Origin of the sequence: Escherichia sp. E3659 (assembly GCF_005781135.1) — a bacterium.
Taxonomy (GTDB): Bacteria; Pseudomonadota; Gammaproteobacteria; order Enterobacterales; family Enterobacteriaceae; genus Escherichia.
The window spans coordinates 20,224-39,566 of the sequence record NZ_VATQ01000001.1 but is presented as its reverse complement, the minus strand read 5'-3'; the positions used below and the strand labels follow the sequence as shown (position 1 = coordinate 39,566).

General features: G+C 47.1%; 19 protein-coding genes. 6 read left to right on the top strand and 13 right to left on the bottom strand.

Features of this window, described 5'->3' with window-relative positions; all coding sequences use genetic code 11:
- Positions 1 to 2 precede the first annotated feature (2 nt).
- Positions 3 to 605 (top strand): 5-formyltetrahydrofolate cyclo-ligase, encoded by a 603-nt coding sequence (locus FEK47_RS00205; protein WP_130258052.1) that lies wholly within the window; start codon positions 3 to 5, stop codon positions 603 to 605.
- A gap of 24 nt (positions 606 to 629) precedes the next feature.
- Here FEK47_RS00205 and fucO read toward each other — a convergent pair whose 3' ends face one another.
- From fucO to rpiA, 10 genes are all read right to left on the bottom strand, one after another.
- Positions 630 to 1,781 carry a lactaldehyde reductase gene (gene fucO, locus FEK47_RS00200; RefSeq protein WP_135487329.1) on the bottom strand — a complete coding sequence of 384 codons (1,152 nt, stop codon included), beginning with the start codon at positions 1,779 to 1,781 and terminating at the stop codon, positions 630 to 632.
- Positions 1,782 to 1,837: 56 nt separating this feature from the next.
- The gene (locus FEK47_RS00195) at positions 1,838 to 2,104 is read right to left on the bottom strand and encodes an HPr family phosphocarrier protein (RefSeq protein ID WP_135487315.1); all 267 of its coding nucleotides are present in this window, start codon (positions 2,102 to 2,104) and stop codon (positions 1,838 to 1,840) included.
- A 33-nt stretch (positions 2,105 to 2,137) separates the two neighbouring features.
- Positions 2,138 to 2,791 (bottom strand): class II aldolase/adducin family protein, encoded by a 654-nt coding sequence (locus FEK47_RS00190; RefSeq protein ID WP_135487314.1) that lies wholly within the window; start codon positions 2,789 to 2,791, stop codon positions 2,138 to 2,140.
- A 20-nt stretch (positions 2,792 to 2,811) separates the two neighbouring features.
- On the bottom strand, positions 2,812 to 4,869 hold the full coding sequence (locus FEK47_RS00185; protein WP_138183056.1) for a BglG family transcription antiterminator: 2,058 nt from the start codon (positions 4,867 to 4,869) through the stop codon (positions 2,812 to 2,814).
- Between the two features lie 41 nt (positions 4,870 to 4,910).
- Positions 4,911 to 6,278, bottom strand: a complete 1,368-nt coding sequence (locus FEK47_RS00180) for a PTS transporter subunit IIC (RefSeq protein WP_135487313.1) — start codon at positions 6,276 to 6,278, stop codon at positions 4,911 to 4,913.
- A 31-nt stretch (positions 6,279 to 6,309) separates the two neighbouring features.
- Positions 6,310 to 6,588, bottom strand: coding sequence for a PTS sugar transporter subunit IIB (locus FEK47_RS00175; RefSeq protein WP_064529775.1), 279 nt, complete (start codon positions 6,586 to 6,588; stop codon positions 6,310 to 6,312).
- A gap of 20 nt (positions 6,589 to 6,608) precedes the next feature.
- Entirely contained in the window at positions 6,609 to 7,091 is a 483-nt protein-coding gene (locus tag FEK47_RS00170; protein WP_135487312.1) for a PTS sugar transporter subunit IIA, read from the bottom strand.
- 339 nt (positions 7,092 to 7,430) lie between these two features.
- Positions 7,431 to 7,490, bottom strand: coding sequence for a type I toxin-antitoxin system toxin IbsC (ibsC, locus tag FEK47_RS00165; protein WP_071524576.1), 60 nt, complete (start codon positions 7,488 to 7,490; stop codon positions 7,431 to 7,433).
- Between the two features lie 239 nt (positions 7,491 to 7,729).
- Positions 7,730 to 8,962 (bottom strand): phosphoglycerate dehydrogenase, encoded by a 1,233-nt coding sequence (gene serA / locus FEK47_RS00160; RefSeq protein WP_130217979.1) that lies wholly within the window; start codon positions 8,960 to 8,962, stop codon positions 7,730 to 7,732.
- 254 nt (positions 8,963 to 9,216) lie between these two features.
- Complete coding sequence (gene rpiA / locus FEK47_RS00155) at positions 9,217 to 9,876, bottom strand: ribose-5-phosphate isomerase RpiA (protein ID WP_000189743.1); 660 nt, start codon at positions 9,874 to 9,876, stop codon at positions 9,217 to 9,219.
- Positions 9,877 to 10,268: 392 nt separating this feature from the next.
- Here rpiA and argP point away from each other — a divergent pair, with 392 nt between their 5' ends.
- The 5 genes from argP to scpC all read left to right on the top strand — a co-directional run bounded on the left by argP (position 10,269) and on the right by scpC (position 16,798).
- Complete coding sequence (gene argP / locus FEK47_RS00150) at positions 10,269 to 11,162, top strand: DNA-binding transcriptional regulator ArgP (RefSeq protein WP_000828349.1); 894 nt, start codon at positions 10,269 to 10,271, stop codon at positions 11,160 to 11,162.
- A 203-nt stretch (positions 11,163 to 11,365) separates the two neighbouring features.
- Positions 11,366 to 13,510 (top strand): methylmalonyl-CoA mutase, encoded by a 2,145-nt coding sequence (gene scpA / locus FEK47_RS00145; protein WP_135487311.1) that lies wholly within the window; start codon positions 11,366 to 11,368, stop codon positions 13,508 to 13,510.
- Positions 13,503 to 14,498 carry a methylmalonyl Co-A mutase-associated GTPase MeaB gene (gene meaB / locus FEK47_RS00140; RefSeq protein ID WP_138183055.1) on the top strand — a complete coding sequence of 332 codons (996 nt, stop codon included), beginning with the start codon at positions 13,503 to 13,505 and terminating at the stop codon, positions 14,496 to 14,498. Before scpA ends, meaB begins: the two co-directional genes overlap by 8 nt.
- A 10-nt stretch (positions 14,499 to 14,508) precedes the next feature.
- Positions 14,509 to 15,294, top strand: coding sequence for a methylmalonyl-CoA decarboxylase (scpB, locus tag FEK47_RS00135; protein ID WP_130258048.1), 786 nt, complete (start codon positions 14,509 to 14,511; stop codon positions 15,292 to 15,294).
- A gap of 25 nt (positions 15,295 to 15,319) precedes the next feature.
- Complete coding sequence (gene scpC, locus FEK47_RS00130; RefSeq protein ID WP_130217987.1) at positions 15,320 to 16,798, top strand: propionyl-CoA:succinate CoA transferase; 1,479 nt, start codon at positions 15,320 to 15,322, stop codon at positions 16,796 to 16,798.
- Here scpC and FEK47_RS00125 read toward each other — a convergent pair.
- From FEK47_RS00125 to argO, 3 genes are all read right to left on the bottom strand, one after another.
- Entirely contained in the window at positions 16,795 to 17,691 is an 897-nt protein-coding gene (locus FEK47_RS00125; protein WP_135487310.1) for a LysR family transcriptional regulator, read from the bottom strand. The genes scpC and FEK47_RS00125 overlap by 4 nt on opposite strands.
- Positions 17,692 to 17,861: 170 nt before the next feature.
- Complete coding sequence (locus FEK47_RS00120) at positions 17,862 to 18,602, bottom strand: oxidative stress defense protein (RefSeq protein WP_064529765.1); 741 nt, start codon at positions 18,600 to 18,602, stop codon at positions 17,862 to 17,864.
- A 92-nt stretch (positions 18,603 to 18,694) separates the two neighbouring features.
- Complete coding sequence (gene argO / locus FEK47_RS00115; protein ID WP_130217989.1) at positions 18,695 to 19,330, bottom strand: arginine exporter ArgO; 636 nt, start codon at positions 19,328 to 19,330, stop codon at positions 18,695 to 18,697.
- Positions 19,331 to 19,343: the final 13 nt, after the last annotated feature.

The window sequence follows — 19,343 nt, the reverse complement described above, 5'->3', positions numbered from 1 at the left end:
CCATGACACAACTACCAGAACTCCCACTGACATTATCCCGACAAGAAATCCGTAAAATGATTCGGCAGCGTCGTCGTGCGTTAACGCCGGAGCAACAACGCGAAATGGGCCAGCTGGCTGCCATGCGGATGATGAGTTATCCCCCTGTTGTGATGGCGCATACGGTCGCTGTATTTCTCTCTTTTGATGGCGAACTCGACACCCAGCCGCTCATAGAGCAACTCTGGCGCGCAGGTAAGCGCGTGTATCTTCCAGTTTTACATCCCTTTAGTGCCGGTAATTTACTGTTCCTGAATTACCATCCTAAGAGTGAACTGGTGATGAACAGGTTGAAGATCCACGAGCCAAAACTGGACGTGCGTGACGTGCTACCCCTTTCCCGATTAGACGTCCTGATAACGCCGCTGGTCGCCTTTGATGAGTTCGGTCAACGCCTCGGAATGGGCGGTGGATTTTATGATCGGACATTGCAAAACTGGCAGCACTACAACATGCAGCCAGTAGGTTATGCCCATGATTGCCAGTTGGTGGAAAAACTCCCCGTAGAAGAATGGGACGTCCCGCTGCCTGCGGTGGTTACGCCATCGAAAATCTGGGAGTGGTGAGGGCAAGGCACTCCCAGTGCGTAATTAATACAGTCGGCGATAAAGCTGCAGGATATCCGTCAAGGTTACAGGCCGAGGATTGCCTCCAGTACAGATGTCAGCCAGAGCAGCCGTCGCTAAAGCCATCGCATCCTCTTCTTTCATTCCAATGTCACGTAAGCGTGATGGTATGCCGATATCCTTATTAAGCCTTCGAACTGCGTCCACCGCCTCGCTACGCGCTTCGGATAACGGCATGGTATACGCTTGCGGTATATCAAACGCTGCCGCAATACTGCGATATTTTCCCTCGGTAAATTCCGCATTCCATTCCATGATATGCGGGAGCAGAACAGCATTCGCCAGGCCGTGAGGCGCGCCGTAAAATGCACTTAAGGGATGCGCCATGCCGTGCACCAGTCCCAAACCAACATTTGAAAATCCCATTCCGGCAATATACTGCCCCAGCGCCATATCTTCGCTTGCCTGTGCATCTCCTGCCACGGAAGCCCTTAGCGAAGCAGCGATGAGCTCAATCGCTTGTATATGGAACATATCAGTTAATGTCCACGCCCCGAGAGTGATGTAACCTTCAATCGCATGCGTGAGGGCATCAATCCCGGTCGCCGCTTTTAATGATGGAGGCATAGAAGACATCATGTCTGCATCAATAATTGAAACCACCGGCACGGCATGAGGATCGTAACAAACAAATTTGCGCCTATTTTCTACATCAGTGATGACATAGTTAATGGTCACTTCTGCCGCTGTGCCTGCCGTAGTTGGTACCGCAATGGTCGGTATGGCAGGGTTATCTGTAGCTGCTGCACCCTCCAGTGAACGCACATCGGTAAAGTCAGGATTAGCAATAATGATTCCGATTGCTTTAGCGGTATCTATTGACGATCCGCCCCCTACCGCAATCAAATAATCCGCATCGCTGCACTCAAAAGCGCTGACGCCAGCCCGCACATTTTCAATTGTTGGGTTAGCTTCAACACCATCAAATACTATGTAAGCCAGATTATTTTGTTCTAATAAGCGGGTTATTTTTTCACTTACGCCGCACCGAACAATCTGTGAATCAGTTACAATAAATGCTTTAGATAATTTTCGTGTTTGTACTTCATCTATAATATGTTTTATCGCCCCACTACCAAAATAGGCAATAGGATTAAATACGTTTCTATTTATCACAATAGCTTCCTTATTAAACGGATACTGTGTTATCAATGCATTAATCAACCTTTTCCTTAATCATGCCCAAACCCTATTGCAAATAATCTTTTCAATTCCAAAATTGCTTGTTTTTCATCTACACCATCACAAACCAATTCAATTTGGGTATTAGCTTTAATGCCTGCCGTCAATAAGGCCATGGCACTATGTGGGTTTATGGCTTTATCCTTATAATTTAAAGTGATGACACAGCGAAATTGTTTTACAGCTTTAGCCAGCACACTCGCTGGTCGAGCATGAAGCCCTGTTTTGTTTGTCACCCACACTATTTCCTTAATCATAAACCACCTTATTTCCTTGTAATTAATAATGGTTCATCTAATCACCTGTGGGTACGACCAGCGTGCAAGATCCTCGCCGCTAAATACTTTCGGTTCCTGCAACCCATTTACCAGTAGCATGTGATAATAAATTTCAGCCAGTTCTTCCAGATAGGCTGATTTTAAAACAGCATCATAAGACGATACATCAACGGTCATCGCGCCATGACGCCCCAATAAAATGGCATCAGATTGTTGCAGGGGCTCAATAATACTTAATGCCAGTTCTTGAGTACCAGGTAGTGCAAATGGTGCAACGGGTACAATCCCCTGTTGCAGATTCAATATTGCACATTCATAAATAACCGCCGGAATACTTTTTTCCAGTGCTGCGAAAATTGAAGCAAAGCGCGAGTGCGTATGACAAACAGCGTGGATATCCGGCCGTGTCCTGTAAGCCTGTAGGTGCATCATACATTCACTGGTGGGTCGGAGTCCGGATAGGTTTTCGACAATATCACCCTGTGGAGAAAGTACAACGATATCCCGAACAGTTAATTCATTTTTATCAACAGTGGTCGGTGTAACACAAATAAGTCCCGTTTCGGGGTCGCGGACACTAGTATTCCCGGCTTTGTGTTTACACATCCCCCATAGTTGGGTTGTTTTTGCCATTTCTACAACTTGCTGCTTTAATATTTCTAACATAATAACGTTCCTTTTGTTGATTACGAATAATACTGTAACGCACGTACGATCTCTTCTTTATCTACCGAGTCACGGATGAATTTTGCACCATTGCACTCTTCAAGATAATTATTTAACTGTGATAGAGCTTTCAAATGACCTTGCGTATTATGGGTTGCACAAGTAATGATAATGTCTGCATATATATAATCATTTATCAGCACCGGATGCGGCAACCGACACAATGAAAAACCAATTTTATTAACGCCCTCATCTACTCCGGCATGAGCAATTACCACACCTTCCTCTAACATAATATAGGGCCGCTCGTTCATTATTTTATTTATAATCGCAGATATATAACATGGCTCGATTACATTATTTTTCAGTAATGGCGACGCGGCCAGATGAATCACTTCTTGCCATGTCTCCGGGATATCCATCTCAAGAGTGATAAAATCTTTCTGCAACAAGCTGGCCAAAGAGGGTAAAGGATGGGATGTCACTAAATTACTAACAGGTCTTGAATGGCTGTAGAGGTAATCTTCCAGAGCTGTTCGAAGATCTTTTCGTTGTTGGATAGTGCCATACCGTTCAATAATTGCCAGGACATTCTCAACCTGCACAGATTCATTATCCTGATATCCCAATAACGAAAGAGTCTGACTGCGCAGCGTATTTTTTTGTCCATTATCAAAAGGTAAATTAATCAGTAGTAAAGGGCGATGGGTAGAAAAAAGACTGGTGCTAAAAATAACGTCATGCTCTTTGGTATATTTTTCATACTCACGAAATGACAAGATATCCTGAAAGTAGATTTCCGGCAGTAGCGACTGTAACGTTAAGAAAATCCATGTAGAAACAGTGGCATTACCCGAACTCACCACAACTCCAGACTTTTTCACTTTAACCTTGTACAGTAATCCCTCACGAGTTAGCCATCCCCCCAATATGACCGTCAATGAGGCAACTTCCTCTTCCGGTAGTGCTTGCTGAAGCAAACTCTCCAGCGGACTAATCGAACGAATGACAAGCTGATGAAGATAGTTAAACTCCTGAGCAATTAATTCATAAACCCCAGAATCATAAGTAAAGTTATAAATAATGCGATAATAAGCTGGCTTCCAGTGTTGATAAATTTTATTAATCAACTCATCTTTGTCACGAAAGGCAATGCAGCATAATTTTTCAAAGTTATTGACAACAGCCACTATCCCTTCTAACAACAATGGCTCCAGATTAAAATAACGATCTGAAATAGTCTGAATGTTTGCACTACGGATTATCGCTGTCAAAAATAATTGTTCTGAAACCTGGTTAATACCTGCTTTGTTTAAAATACCACCAATAATTAAAAATTCACGTGTCCGGCAGACTTCATGAATATGTTCTGGCAACACATGGAGAATTTTTCCAGCACTAATTCTTAGAGTGACCAGACTCATGTATAAAGTAAGTTGCTGAACTTTCTCATCAGTCAGAAATATTTTGAATTCTCGCTCAATTAAGGTCAGCGCATCAGCAAAAACTTTCCGGTGCTGTTCAATATTTTTAGTTGTCTCCGCAGTGAAGTCCTCAAAAAATGGACTCGATAGACAATAAGTCACGACTTCCAGTAATAGATATCTTTTTTGGATTTCACTGCCTTCAATAAAATAACCTTGTTTCCTTTCGTAAACGATCTGAACATCATAGCGATCAGTTATTGAATTAACTTTCTTAATATCATTAAGAATAGTATTCTGGCTTACATGTAATGTTTGAGTGAAGTGAAAAAGTTTGATTTTTTCGCTACGGCACAATAGTAAAAACAATATAATATAATGTCTTTCTTTTTCACTATAAACATAACGCTCGTTAAGCTGATATTCAACATCGCTGTAAAAAAGCGATAATACATTCGTATCAACACTGAAGCCACCGTGGCGCTGGCGAGAAACAGGCAAAAGTTCTTTCGTCGCCAGATAGTCATTTAGTTTATGTAATGTATAGCTGAGTTGTTTCCTGGTTAATTCAAATTTCTTACACAACTCTCCACTGGTAATAAGAGGTTCACGTACTATGGCATTCAGCACAGCATAAATACGGTTATCAATCATAGTAGTAACCTCTTTATTATTAGCATTGAGAATCAGGATTTTCACTCTACACGTTTTGAGTCCTGTGATAACTCTCGACAATAAAAGTAAAAACAAATACTCCAGATTATCGCCATCACTAATGGAACAAAATTCCCTTGCATAAATTGAAATAGATGAGAAAAAGAATATGTAAATACAGGTGCATCAATACTGCTATTAGAAATAAGCTCACCAGGGGGAATATCGATCGCTTTGGTCGCGTTACCTAATTCAGTAATTATGGGTGCAAATTCAGTCCCTACAAATAAAAAGAACGGAATACCAATAAAACTAAGGATGACCATGCGTAAAGTGTTACCTTGCGTTAATAGATATGCAGGAACCACTAATACTATATTGATAATGCCAGCAAAAGGCAGGATTTTATTACCCGGTAAAACTATAGCCCAGAACAAGGTGAGAGGAATCGCAACAATGATAACGAACCAAATTTCACTCGCACCGCCAAGAAATGGCCAGTCAATACCGACAAAGAGCTTGCGTCCTGAAAATCGCTTATTCATGTAATCGCTAATAGCTTCAGAGAGTGGTGATAATGCCTGCATAAAAAACTTAGAAATGACGGGAAATAGATGTAACGCTGTAGCCGCCTGTATTCCTAACATCAGTGTTTTCGCTACATCGTAACCAGCTACTATGCCAAACAGTATCCCAAGGATAAATCCAATAACATGGTTTTCAGCAAAGATCCCAACTTTCTTACGTAGAGCCGCAGCATCCATTGGTTTATTCAGTAAAGGAATTTTACGTAGCAGTACATCAAAAGGATAGTAAATGGCACCGAGAAACATCATCCTGTGCGTACAGGTAATTCCCGGGATCCCTGTCATTTTTTCAATGCGATACTGGTGCAGGTCACCAGACTTCAGTTCGAGGATTATTTGCAAAGAGGAAATAATAAATGCCATCACCAATGCCCATGTTGAGCCAAACAGTGGTGTTACCGATCCCACGACAATAAATGCGGTAAATATTTTCCCCCAGACATTCCATAGATCGGCATTGAAAGTATCGGTCTTTTTCAGTACCAGCATCACGATATTAATACCAATCTGCAATGGAAACATTAAAAAAGCATAAGGCCAGGCCCAGGAAATATTCGCCATAGTGGTCCAGCCACCATCAATGATGCTAAGTTCAATCCCTGTTCGCTTCATCATTGCTTCAGCAGCAACGCCGATTGCCCCAACCATAAAGCCAATGAGCATGCTCATGCCCACAAAAGCTACACCAAGTGTTATTGCAGCTGAACTGGCTTCTTTAAAACGCATTTTCACACATAGCCCAGCCAACAACATGATAAATGGCACAAAAACCGGTGCGCCCAAGTTCAGGATGTAATTAATAATTTGCGCAAGAAAATCCATAATATTGATTCCTTGTAGATGGGATTATTATCTATTGGCAAAGATTAATAATTTTTTGTAATTCTTGTTCCATACCTATCCCTGTTAGAAATGCAATACCATTTATAACAGGTACAGGATACTCTTTATCTATTTTTGTAATCGCCACATAAGCCACCGAATCACGCAGATGGCTATCCAGCGATTTTAGATCGACTACCTCAATTCTAATATCTTCAAATCCTTTTTCTTTTAACAAGCGTCCTACTTTACTTGCTACTGTTTGAGACGTTGCAACGCCACTGCCACAGGCCACGACAATCTTTTTCATGATGATTCCTTATAGTTTAATTAAATATACTTATTAAGGTAATTAGTAGCATCATGGCTACTTTGGGTTTCGCTTAACCAATAAGCATGATTTTCAGTTGAAAATAAGGTGATCAGATTTTGCAGAAAATCAATATGACTGGAAGTATCTACAAGACCTAACAATATAATAAACTTTACTTTTATCTTATTTTCATCTGCGCCCATTTCATTCCAACACATCTGATCTGCAAGTTGATAAAAAGCGATAAACGGTTCTTTTACAAACTCAGTATCAGTATGAGGTATCGCAATTGAAAATGGATTCAATACCAACCCGGTAGGATATTCGCTCTCACGCAAAGCAATGCGATGAGGAAAGTTGCTCGTTACCAAATTCGCAGCCAGGAATTTTTCGCTTGCTTTTAGAAAGAAATCATCAGAATCGGCGAATTGTTGATTCAAAAAAACCAACTCCTCTGTAAACTTTATGATATTTGTCGAACTCTGATTAATTACCTTCATAATAATACCCCGTCAGCTCTTAATAACTGGATAATAAATTCACCACCTAAAATCACAAGATTATTTGATCACAAATTTTCGGCACCTCGTTGTGCATCATTGTGATGAAAGGCACGATTGAAATCACATATTTACGAATATGAAATCTCAGACACATTCATAATATGAATAATATGCTGACGAACGAAATACGACTTATAAAATTTTGAATGTGGTTTACTGAACAAAAAATCAGTTCAGGGCGACACACCTGCATCGCCCTGATTGACATCGTTGATTCTTTGACCTAATTTAGTGAGTAAGGGTAAGGGAGGATTGCTCCTCCCCTGAGACTGACTGTTAATAAGCTCCGAAACTTATGAGTAACAGTACAATCAGTATGATGACAAGTCGCATCATAACCCTTCTCCTTTAAGCCCTCGCTTCGGTGAGGGCTTTACCGTTACAGCCCTGTGCTGCCCCGTCATCGTAAATCCTCTTTGAATAAACACAACGCATTGATCTGGCTTTAATTTATTTCTTCGAGCAGGCTCGCAAAGGCGATTACACAGCGATGCAAATGCCGTAATTAGCGCGGTAAAAGGGATAAAAAAACGGGCAAGTCAGTGACCTGCCCGTTGATTGTCAGAGAAGGAAAATTAGTACAGCAGACGGGCGCGAACAGTACCCGGAATAGCTTTCATGGCCTGTAACGCTTTTTCAGCAACGTCTTCGTCAGCTTCAATATCAATAACGACGTAACCCATCTGGGCAGAAGTTTGCAGATATTGTGCGGCGATGTTGACGCCCTGCTCGGCAAATATTTTGTTCAGCGCAGTCAGCACGCCCGGGCGGTTTTCGTGAATGTGCATCAGACGGCGTCCACCATGCAGCGGCAGCGAGACTTCCGGGAAGTTCACCGCAGAGAGTGTGGAGCCATTGTCAGAGTACTTGATTAATTTGCCCGCAACTTCCAGGCCGATATTCTCCTGCGCTTCCTGAGTCGAACCGCCAATGTGTGGCGTCAGAAGGACGTTGTCGAATTCGCACAGCGGAGAGGTAAACGGATCGCTGTTAGTCGCCGGTTCCGTCGGGAACACGTCGATTGCGGCCCCTGCCAGATGTTTGCTCGCCAGCGCGTCACACAGCGCCGGAATATCAACCACCGTTCCGCGCGAAGCGTTAATCAGTAGCGAGCCCGGCTTCATCAGCGAGATCTCTTTCGCGCCCATCATATTTTTGGTAGACGCATTCTCTGGCACATGCAGACTCACTACATCGCTCATATTCAGCAGGTCGGAAAGATGTTGCACCTGAGTGGCGTTGCCCAACGGCAGTTTGTTTTCAATATCATAGAAGTAAACATACATCCCCAGCGATTCCGCCAGAATGCCCAGTTGCGTACCAATATGACCATAACCAATAATGCCCAGCTTTTTGCCGCGCGCTTCAAAAGAGCCTGCGGCCAGCTTGTTCCATACGCCACGGTGCGCTTTGGCGTTGGCTTCCGGCACTCCGCGTAATAGCAGCAGAAGTTCGCCAATCACCAGCTCAGCAACGGAACGCGTATTTGAAAACGGGGCATTAAATACCGGGATCCCGCGTTTTGCCGCAGCATTCAAATCAACCTGGTTGGTCCCAATACAGAAACAGCCAATAGCGACCAGTTTTTCAGCAGCGTTGATCACGTCTTCGGTCAGATGGGTACGGGATCGCAAGCCGATGAAGTGGGCATCGCGGATGGATTCTTTTAATTGTTCATCATCCAGCGCGCCTTTGTGAAATTCGATGTTGGTGTAACCTGCCGCGCGAAGGCTTTCGAGCGCCTTTTGATGCACGCCTTCTACCAGCAGAAACTTAATCTTGTCTTTCTCCAGCGATACCTTTGCCATTTACCCAATCCTGTCTTTGAAATGTTGTGTGCGGATTTGCGTCCGCCTTTCAACATATCAAAAAATAATATTGCGGCAATATGAACGTTTGCGTCGCGATGTTGAGGAAATATCACGCAAAGGTATTTCTTGGATGAATATGCTGGTTTAGAGGATTTATTTAGAGCAATCAGCAATAGCCAAGTAAAAACGTGACACATGTCACCAAATTTAACGAAGAGAATTTTTTTAACGGGGGAGGTTCCCCCGTCAGATCATTTCACAATGGTTTTGACACCGTCAGGTGTGCCAATCAGCGCAACGTCCGCGCCACGGTTAGCAAACAAGCCAACGGTCACCACGCCAGGAATCGCATTTATAGCGTTTTCCATCGCGATCGGGTCAAGGATTTCCATGCCGTGGACGTCGAGGATCACGTTGCCATTATCGGTCACCACACCCTGACGGTATTCCGGACGACCGCCCAGTTTCACCAGCTGGCGCGCCACTGCACTACGTGCCATCGGGATAACTTCTACTGGCAGCGGGAATTTGCCCAGAATATCAACCTGCTTGGAAGCGTCTGCAATACAGATAAATTTTTCCGCAACCGAAGCAATGATTTTTTCACGGGTCAGCGCCGCGCCGCCGCCTTTGATCATTTGCATGTGGCCGTTGATTTCATCTGCGCCATCAACGTAGATGCCAAGGCTGTCGACTTCGTTGAGATCAAAAACGTGAATGCCGAGGCTTTTCAGTTTTTCAGTGGAAGCATCTGAACTGGAAACGGCCCCTTCAATCTGGCCTTTCATTGTACCGAGCGCGTCAATAAAGTGTGCGGCGGTGGAACCTGTACCTACACCAACAATGGTGCCGGGCTGAACATACTGAAGTGCCGCCCATCCTACTGCTTTTTTCAATTCATCCTGCGTCATGATCGTTTCGCCTGTGGTATGAAATTTCACTCGCATTATATACAAAAAAAGCGATTCAGACCCCGTTGGCAAGCCGCGTGGTTAACTCATCCATAAAATAACGGGCAATGTTGCTCTTCAGGAAAAAGATAGACAAGGGGCCTGATATTCAGCTCCACTGCATAAACCGTTGCACCAACTCTCCGTTCTCCCGCGCAGACGCAATGGGATTATTGGCCGATAAACCAACCTTTACAACACACGGCCCAGGTACTTCACAAAGGTTTAGAAAGCACGGTATTGCCAACCAAAATGTCCACTATGACCGCTTTTGTATGCGTTAAATACTCTGTAACCAAAGCAAAATTATGTCATAGTTCGGCATGAGAATATTTGAGGAGCAGGTTATAGAAATGAAACGCCCGGACTACAGGACATTACAGGCACTGGATGCGGTGATACGTGAACGAGGATTTGAGCGCGCGGCACAAAAGTTGTGCATTACGCAATCAGCCGTCTCACAGCGCATTAAGCAACTGGAAAATATGTTCGGGCAGCCGCTGTTGGTGCGAACAGTTCCCCCGCGCCCGACAGAACAAGGGCAAAAATTACTGGCACTGCTTCGCCAGGTCGAGCTGCTGGAAGAAGAGTGGCTGGGCGATGAACAAACCGGTTCCACCCCACTACTGCTCTCGCTGGCAGTCAACGCCGACAGTCTGGCAACCTGGTTGCTTCCGGCACTGGCTCCTGTACTGGCTGATTCGCCTATTCGTCTGAACTTACAGGTAGAAGATGAAACTCGCACCCAGGAGCGTCTGCGCCGAGGTGAAGTGGTCGGCGCGGTGAGTATTCAACATCAGGCGCTGCCTAGTTGCCTGGTCGATAAACTTGGCGCGCTCGACTATCTGTTCGTCAGCTCCAAACCATTTGCCGAGAAATACTTCCCCAACGGAGTAAGCCGTTCTGCGCTGCTCAAAGCACCGGTAGTCGCGTTTGACCATCTTGACGATATGCACCAGGCATTTTTGCAGCAAAACTTCGATCTGCCGCCAGGTAGCGTACCGTGCCATATCGTTAACTCGTCCGAAGCCTTCGTGCAGCTCGCTCGCCAGGGTACAACCTGCTGTATGATCCCACACCTGCAAATTGAAAAAGAATTGGCCAGCGGAGAGTTGATTGATCTGACGCCCGGGCTATTCCAACGGCGAATGCTCTACTGGCATCGCTTTGCCCCAGAAAGCCGCATGATGCGTAAAGTCACTGATGCTTTGCTCGACTATGGTCACAAAGTGCTTCGTCAGGATTAATCAATCAGTTAACGCCTGGTAGCACATATCAGGCGTTTTTCTTTTTTTCTTTTTTATTCTTTGAATAACGTCACAAAACAGACAAATCTCACACGGCAAAAAACGACGCCCCATTCCATTTTTTTTGCTGGCGACAAACCCGTATAAAAAGCTCACCGTAAGCGCAAACACCCTCATTTTTATTGCGTTTTATGGAGCAAATAATGTCAAACGTGCAAGAGTGGCAACAGCTTGCCAACAAGGAGTTGAGCCGTCGGGAGAAAAACGTCGACTCACTGGTTCAGCAAACGGCGGAAGGGATCGCCATCAAGCCACTGTATACCGAAGCCGATCTCGACAATCTGGAAGTGACCGGTACCCTTCCTGGCTTGCCGCCCTATGTTCGTGGTCCCCGCGCCACCATGTATACCGCCCAACCGTGGACCATCCGTCAGTATGCCGGTTTCTCGACAGCCAAAGAGTCCAACGCTTTTTATCGCCGTAACCTGGCTGCCGGGCAAAAAGGTCTTTCCGTGGCGTTTGACCTTGCCACCCACCGTGGCTACGACTCCGATAACCCGCGCGTGGCGGGCGATGTTGGCAAAGCGGGCGTCGCTATCGACACCGTAGAAGATATGAAGGTGCTCTTCGACCAAATCCCGCTGGATAAAATGTCGGTTTCGATGACCATGAACGGCGCAGTCCTGCCAGTGCTGGCCTTTTATATCGTGGCGGCAGAAGAGCAAGGCGTTCCCCCCGATAAACTGACGGGTACAATTCAGAACGATATCCTCAAAGAGTACCTCTGCCGCAATACCTATATTTACCCACCGAAACCTTCCATGCGCATTATCGCTGACATTATCGCCTGGTGTTCCGGCAATATGCCGCGCTTCAATACCATTAGCATCAGCGGCTACCACATGGGCGAAGCCGGTGCGAACTGTGTGCAACAGGTGGCGTTTACTCTCGCCGATGGGATTGAGTACATCAAAGCAGCTCTCTCTGCTGGCTTAAAAATTGATGACTTCGCCCCGCGCCTGTCGTTCTTCTTTGGTATCGGCATGGACCTGTTTATGAACGTCGCCATGCTGCGTGCCGCACGCTATCTCTGGAGCGAAGCAGTAAGCGGGTTTGGTGCCAAAGATCCGAAATCGCTGGCGCTACGCACCCACTGTCAAACCTCCGGCTGGAGTCTCACCGAACAGGATCCGTATAACAACGTTATCCGCACCACCATTGAAGCGTTGGCAGCTACCCTTGGCGGAACCCAGTCGCTGCATACAAATGCCTTTGATGAAGCGCTTGGGTTGCCGACCGATTTTTCGGCTCGTATTGCCCGTAACACCCAGATCATTATTCAGGAAGAGTCAGAACTCTGTCGCACCGTCGATCCGCTGGCCGGTTCTTATTACGTTGAGTCACTAACCGATCAGATCGTGAAACAGGCCAGAGCCATCATTGATCAGATCGACGAAGCCGGAGGCATGGCGAAGGCGATCGAAGCAGGTCTGCCAAAAAGGATGATCGAAGAAGCGTCTGCTCGTGAACAGTCGTTGATCGACCAGGGCAAACGCGTGATCGTCGGCGTCAACAAGTACAAACTGGATCACGAAGATGAAACTGATGTCCTTGAAATCGACAACGTGATGGTGCGTAACGAGCAAATTGCTTCGCTGGAACGCATTCGCGCCACCCGTGATGATGCCGCCGTAACCGCCGCATTGAACGCTCTGACTCACGCTGCACAGCATAATGAAAACCTGCTGGCTGCCGCTGTTAATGCAGCTCGCGTTCGCGCGACGCTGGGTGAAATATCCGATGCGCTGGAAGCCGCTTTTGACCGTTATCTGGTACCGAGCCAGTGTGTTACCGGCGTCATTGCGCAAAGCTATCATCAGTCGGAAAAATCAGCCTTCGAGTTTGATGCAATTGTTGCGCAAACCGAGCTGTTCCTTGCCGACAATGGTCGTCGCCCGCGCATTCTGATCGCCAAAATGGGACAAGATGGACACGATCGCGGAGCGAAAGTCATTGCCAGCGCCTATTCCGATCTTGGTTTCGACGTTGATTTGAGTCCCATGTTCTCCACGCCGGAAGAGATCGCCCGCCTGGCAGTGGAAAACGACGTTCATGTGGTGGGCGCATCCTCGCTTGCAGCAGGACATAAAACGCTGATCCCGGAACTGGTTGAAGCCCTGAAAAAATGGGGGCGCGAAGATATTTGCGTGGTCGCCGGTGGCGTTATTCCGCCGCAAGATTATGCCTTCCTGCAAGAGCGTGGCGTGGCGGCGATTTACGGTCCTGGTACTCCCATGCTTGACAGCGTGCGTGATGTGCTGAACCGGATTAGCCAACATCATGATTAACGAAGCCACGCTGGCAGACAGCATTCGACGCCTACGTCTGGGTGAGCGAGCCACGCTCGCTCAGGCCATGACGCTGGTTGAGAGCCGTCACCCTCGCCATCAGGCACTCAGTACTCAACTGCTTGATGCCATCATGCCGTTTTGTGGTAACGCCCTGCGACTGGGCGTTACCGGCACGCCAGGAGCAGGAAAAAGTACCTTTCTTGAAGCCTTTGGCATGTTACTGATTCGCCAGGGGCTTAAGGTCGCAGTGATTGCCGTCGATCCCAGCAGCCCAGTGACCGGTGGCAGCATCCTTGGGGATAAGACTCGCATGACCGACCTGGCGCGTGCCGATGCAGCGTTTATTCGCCCGGTTCCGTCATCTGGTCACCTTGGCGGCGCCAGCCAGCGGGCGCGGGAGTTAATGCTGTTATGTGAAGCGGCGGGTTATGACGTGGTGATCGTTGAAACCGTCGGCGTCGGGCAGTCAGAAACGGAAGTCGCCCGCATGGTGGACTGCTTTATCTCGCTACAGATTGCCGGTGGCGGCGATGATCTCCAGGGCATTAAAAAGGGTTTGATGGAGATGGCAGATCTGATTGTCATCAACAAAGATGATGGTGATAACCACACGAATGTCGCCATTACCCGCCATATGTACGAAAGCGCTCTGCATATTCTGCGCCGCAAATATGACGAATGGCAGCCACAGGTCCTCACCTGTAGTGCTCTGGAAAAATGCGGTATCGATGAGATATGGCGCGCAATTATCGATTTCAAAACCGCACTGACTACCAGCGGTCGTTTACAACAGGTGCGGCAACAACAATCGGTGGAATGGCTGCGTAAACAGACCGAAGAAGAGGTGCTGCACCACCTGTTCACTAATGAAGATTTCGATCGCTATTACAGCCAAACGCTATTAGCGGTCAAAAATAATATGCTCTCGCCGCGCACAGGTTTGCGGCAGCTCAGTGATTTTATCCAGACTCAGTATTTTAATTAAGGGAATTTTTATGTCTTATCAGTATGTTAATGTAGCTATCATCAACAAAGTGGCGGTCATTGAGTTTAACTATGCCCGCAAACTCAATGCGTTAAGTAAAGTCTTTATTGATGACCTGATTCAGGCATTAAACGATCTCAATCGTCCAGAAATCCGCTGCATCATTCTGCGCGCCCCAAGTGGTTCCAAAGTCTTTTCCGCAGGTCACGACATTCATGAGTTGCCGTCAGGAGGTCGCGATCCGCTCTCTTACGATGATCCGCTACGTCAAATTACCCGCGTGATCCAAAAATGCCCCAAACCGGTAATTTCGATGGTCGAAGGTAGCGTCTGGGGTGGCGCATTTGAAATGATCATGAGCTCTGATCTGATCATCGCCGCCAGTACTTCTACCTTCTCAATGACGCCAGTCAACCTGGGCGTACCGTATAACCTGGTGGGGATCCACAACCTGACTCGTGACGCGGGCTTCCACATTGTCAAAGAGCTGATTTTTACCGCTTCGCCAATCACCGCTCAACGCGCGCTGGCTGTTGGCATTCTCAACCACGTTGTTGAGGCCGATGAACTGGAAGATTTCACCTTACAAATGGCTCACCACATTTCCGAAAAAGCGCCGTTAGCCATTGCAGTAATCAAGGAAGAGCTGCGCGTGTTGGGTGAAGCGCACACCATGAATTCAGATGAATTTGAGCGTATTCAAGGGATGCGCCGGGCGGTTTATGACAGCGAAGATTATCAGGAAGGTATGAACGCCTTCCTGGAAAAACGTAAACCTAATTTCGTCGGTCATTAATGATCCACGAACTAAGGAGCAAAGGATGAATATTACCCGGACAAGGATGACCGCCGATGAAGCGGCGGAAATAATCCAGCACAACGATATGGTGGCATTCAGTGGTTTTACTCCTGCGGGTTCGCCCAAGGCTCTTCCTGTCGCCATTGCCCGTCGCGCCAATGAACAACATGAGGCGAAAAAACCGTATCAAATTCGCCTGCTGACCGGAGCGTCGATTAGCGCCGCCGCCGATGACATACTCTCTGAAGCTGACGCCGTTTCATGGCGCGCGCCATACCAGACATCATCGGGATTACGTAAAAAGATCAATCAGGGATCGGTTAGTTTTGTTGATCTGCATTTGAGCGAAGTTGCGCAAATGGTCAACTACGGCTTTTTCGGCGACATCGATGTTGCGGTAATTGAAGCCTCAGCCCTCGCTCCGGATGGTCGTGTCTGGTTAACCAGTGGGATCGGTAATGCCCCAACCTGGTTGCTGCGCGCAAAGAAAGTGATCATTGAACTCAATCATTATCACGATCCGCGCGTTGCAGAACTGGCGGATATTGTGACTCCTGGCGCACCACCGCGGCGCAATAGCGTGTCGATCTTCCATGCGATGGATCGCGTCGGTACCCGTTATGTACAAATCGATCCGAAAAAAATTGTCGCCGTCGTGGAAACCAACTTACCTGATGCAGGTAACTCGCTGGATAAACAAAATCCCATGTGCCAGCAAATCGCCGACAATGTGGTCACCTTCTTGTTGCGCGAAATGGCGCAGGGGCGCATTCCGCGGGAATTTCTGCCACTGCAAAGCGGGGTAGGCAACATCAATAATGCGGTAATGGCGCGTCTGGGGGAAAACCCGGAAATTCCTCCGTTTATGATGTATTCAGAAGTGCTACAGGAGTCTGTGGTTCATCTTCTGGAAACCGGCAAAATTACCGGGGCCAGCGCCTCCAGTCTGACAATTTCTGCCGATTCACTGCGCAAGATTTACGCCAATATGGATTACTTCGCCAGTCGCATTGTGTTACGTCCGCAAGAGATTTCCAATAACCCAGAAATTATCCGCCGCCTTGGTGTTATCGCTCTGAATGTCGGCCTCGAGTTTGATATTTACGGCCACGCCAACTCAACGCACGTAGTCGGCGTTAATTTAATGAATGGTATCGGCGGTAGCGGTGATTTTGAACGCAACGCGTATCTGTCGATCTTTATGGCACCGTCGATTGCTAAAGAAGGCAAGATCTCAACCGTCGTGCCTATGTGCAGCCATGTTGATCACAGCGAACACAGCGTGAAAGTGATCATCACAGAACAAGGGATCGCCGACTTGCGTGGCCTCTCTCCACTTCAGCGCGCGCGCACTATCATCGATAACTGCGCACATCCGATGTACCGTGACTATCTGCATCGCTATCTGGAGAATGCACCCGGCGGGCATATTCACCACGATCTTAGCCACGTTTTCGATCTGCATCGTAATTTGATCGAAACGGGCTCAATGCTGGGTTAATCGCTCGTACCGTCACGATCTTCAGCAATTTGCTGTAGCAGCGTGGCGGTATAGCGATGATTTTTCAGTGAATAAAGGTATTCCTGCATATACATTGGCGTATGTGGTGCATCAAAATATTTCAACGTAGCTGGGTTCACCAGCCGCCATGCAAAATGTGGGATCACCGTAAGAAAGTGCCCGTGCTCAACGGCGCTGATTTTGGCCATAAAACTGTATGGGCGATAAATAATTGTTGGATTGATCCCACAAGGGCGCATGTTCGAATCTATCATCGCTTCATAATTAGCACGGTTTTGAAAGCGCATCTGTAACCAGGGCAACTCCTGTAATAACTCCTGCTCCTGACGCTCTTCATAACGGCGAGAAACGAGAAACCCCAGTCGCAGCGGCGGCAGTTCACTCATTGTTAGATTATCCAACCCGTGTACACGAGCGGAAACATGCTGCGGAGAGATAATAAAATCAAGCTGACGATAGAAGAGATTGTCGATAACCTCATTTTCGCTGAACTCAACCGGCTGGGCCGTCACGCCTTCGTACTTATCACCCAGGCTAATTAACTGATCAAAAATAATCGTCGGATAGGTATTATCGATACCAATCACAATTTCACGAGAACGACGTCCAGAATTATGAATTTCATTATCGATAGCAGAAAGCCGTTGGTAAACCGGGAAGAGTTTTTGATAAAGCTCCTGCCCGGCTTTATTAAGGCTGATGTTATTATCTTTACGGGTAAATAATGTATAACCAATTTGCTCCTCTAGCGCGGCAATACTTTTGCCGAACGGCGAAGCAGTCATATGTAACTTTTCTGCCGCTCGGGCAATATTATTGGTTTGCGCTAATAAAATAAAATTGCGCATCTTTTTCGAAATAAAAATATCCATCGCCGCTTCCTCCAAACATCCCTGTCCGCTTAACCGTTTCAGTAAGTTAATCCTTAATGAAATCGCAAGCAAAGATAGGTGCTTATGTCATGGTTTTACAGAAAATTACAGAAAAAAGAGGCGATATCAGATAAAGACATTAGCCCGACAAATGAGTCGGGCTACAAGTATTATTGTGCGGCAGGTGTTTTAGCGGGTTGTTGATCCACTGGTTCTAACTGGAAGACCACATCGACCTGATCATCAAACTGAATAGCGGCCTGCTCGTAAGTTTCCTGGGCGGAAACCGGTGCGGCATCGGCTTTCATCATGCGTACCATTGGGCTGGGCTGATAATTGGAAACATGGTAGCGCACGCTATATACCGGCCCCAGTTTGCGATTAAAGCCGTTCGCCAGCTCCTGAGCCTGATGAATCGCGTTATCAATCGCTGCCTTACGCGCTTTGTCTTTATAGGCATCTGGCTGTGCCACGCCCAACGACACAGAACGAATTTCGTTGAGTCCGGCCTTCAGCGCGCCATCCAGCAAGGAATTCAGTTTGTCTAACTGACGAAGCGTGACTTCCACCGTTCTCACGGCACGATAGCCTTTCAGGATACTTTTACCATCCTGGTAATCGTAGTCTGGCTGGGTACGCAAATTCGCGGAACTGATATCTTTTTTCGCGATCTGATTGAGTTCAAGGAAAGAGATATATTGCGCGACGCGCTCATCCGCCTGCTTCTTGGCAGAAGCGGCATCCTTCGCCGTCACGTTAACTTCAATAGCAAGAATAGCGATATCTGGCACCGCATCAACGCTTGCCGTTCCTGAAGTGACAATGTGCGGACCATCCGGTAGTTCATTGGCCTGCACAGCCATCCCGCTGAAACCCATCAATGCCGCCAGGGCGATAACTTTGAACTTCACGTTAGTCTCTCCGTGTTAATTGACTTGCCCAAAATTCAGGACCTCTGGAGGCAAGCTTAGCGTCTCTGTTTTATTTTTCCATCAGATAGCGCCTAACTGAACAAGGCTTGTGCATGAGCAACACCCTCTTTCGCCAGTTGTAGGGCGATAATCCACATAACGCAGCCCACCACGAGATTGATAATGCGCTGCGCTTTGGCGGTACGCAAACGCGGCGCCAGCCAGGCGGCTAATAACGCCAGACCAAAAAACCACAGGAAAGAGGCACTGATCGTCCCGAGCGCAAACCAACGTTTGGGATCTGGCTCAAGTTGCCCGCCCAGACTGCCCAATACCACAAAGGTATCCAGGTAAACATGCGGATTCAGCCAGGTTACTGCCAGCATAGTGGCAATAATTTTCCAACGTCCCTGCTTCATCACTTCAGCACTAACCAGCTCAATATTGCTGCTCATCGCCGTTTTAAAAGCACCAAAGCCATACCACAGCAAGAAGGCCACACCGCCCCAGGTCACCAGCGCCAGCAACCACGGTGACTGCATCAATAACGCGCTACCACCAAAAATCCCGGCGCAAATCAGGACCAAATCGCTTATCGCGCAGAGCAAAGCAATCATAATGTGGTACTGACGACGAATGCCCTGATTCATCACAAAAGCATTTTGCGGGCCAAGCGGCAGAATCATAGCAGCACCAAGTGCAAGGCCTTGAAAATAATAAGAAAACACGTTGAACATTCCG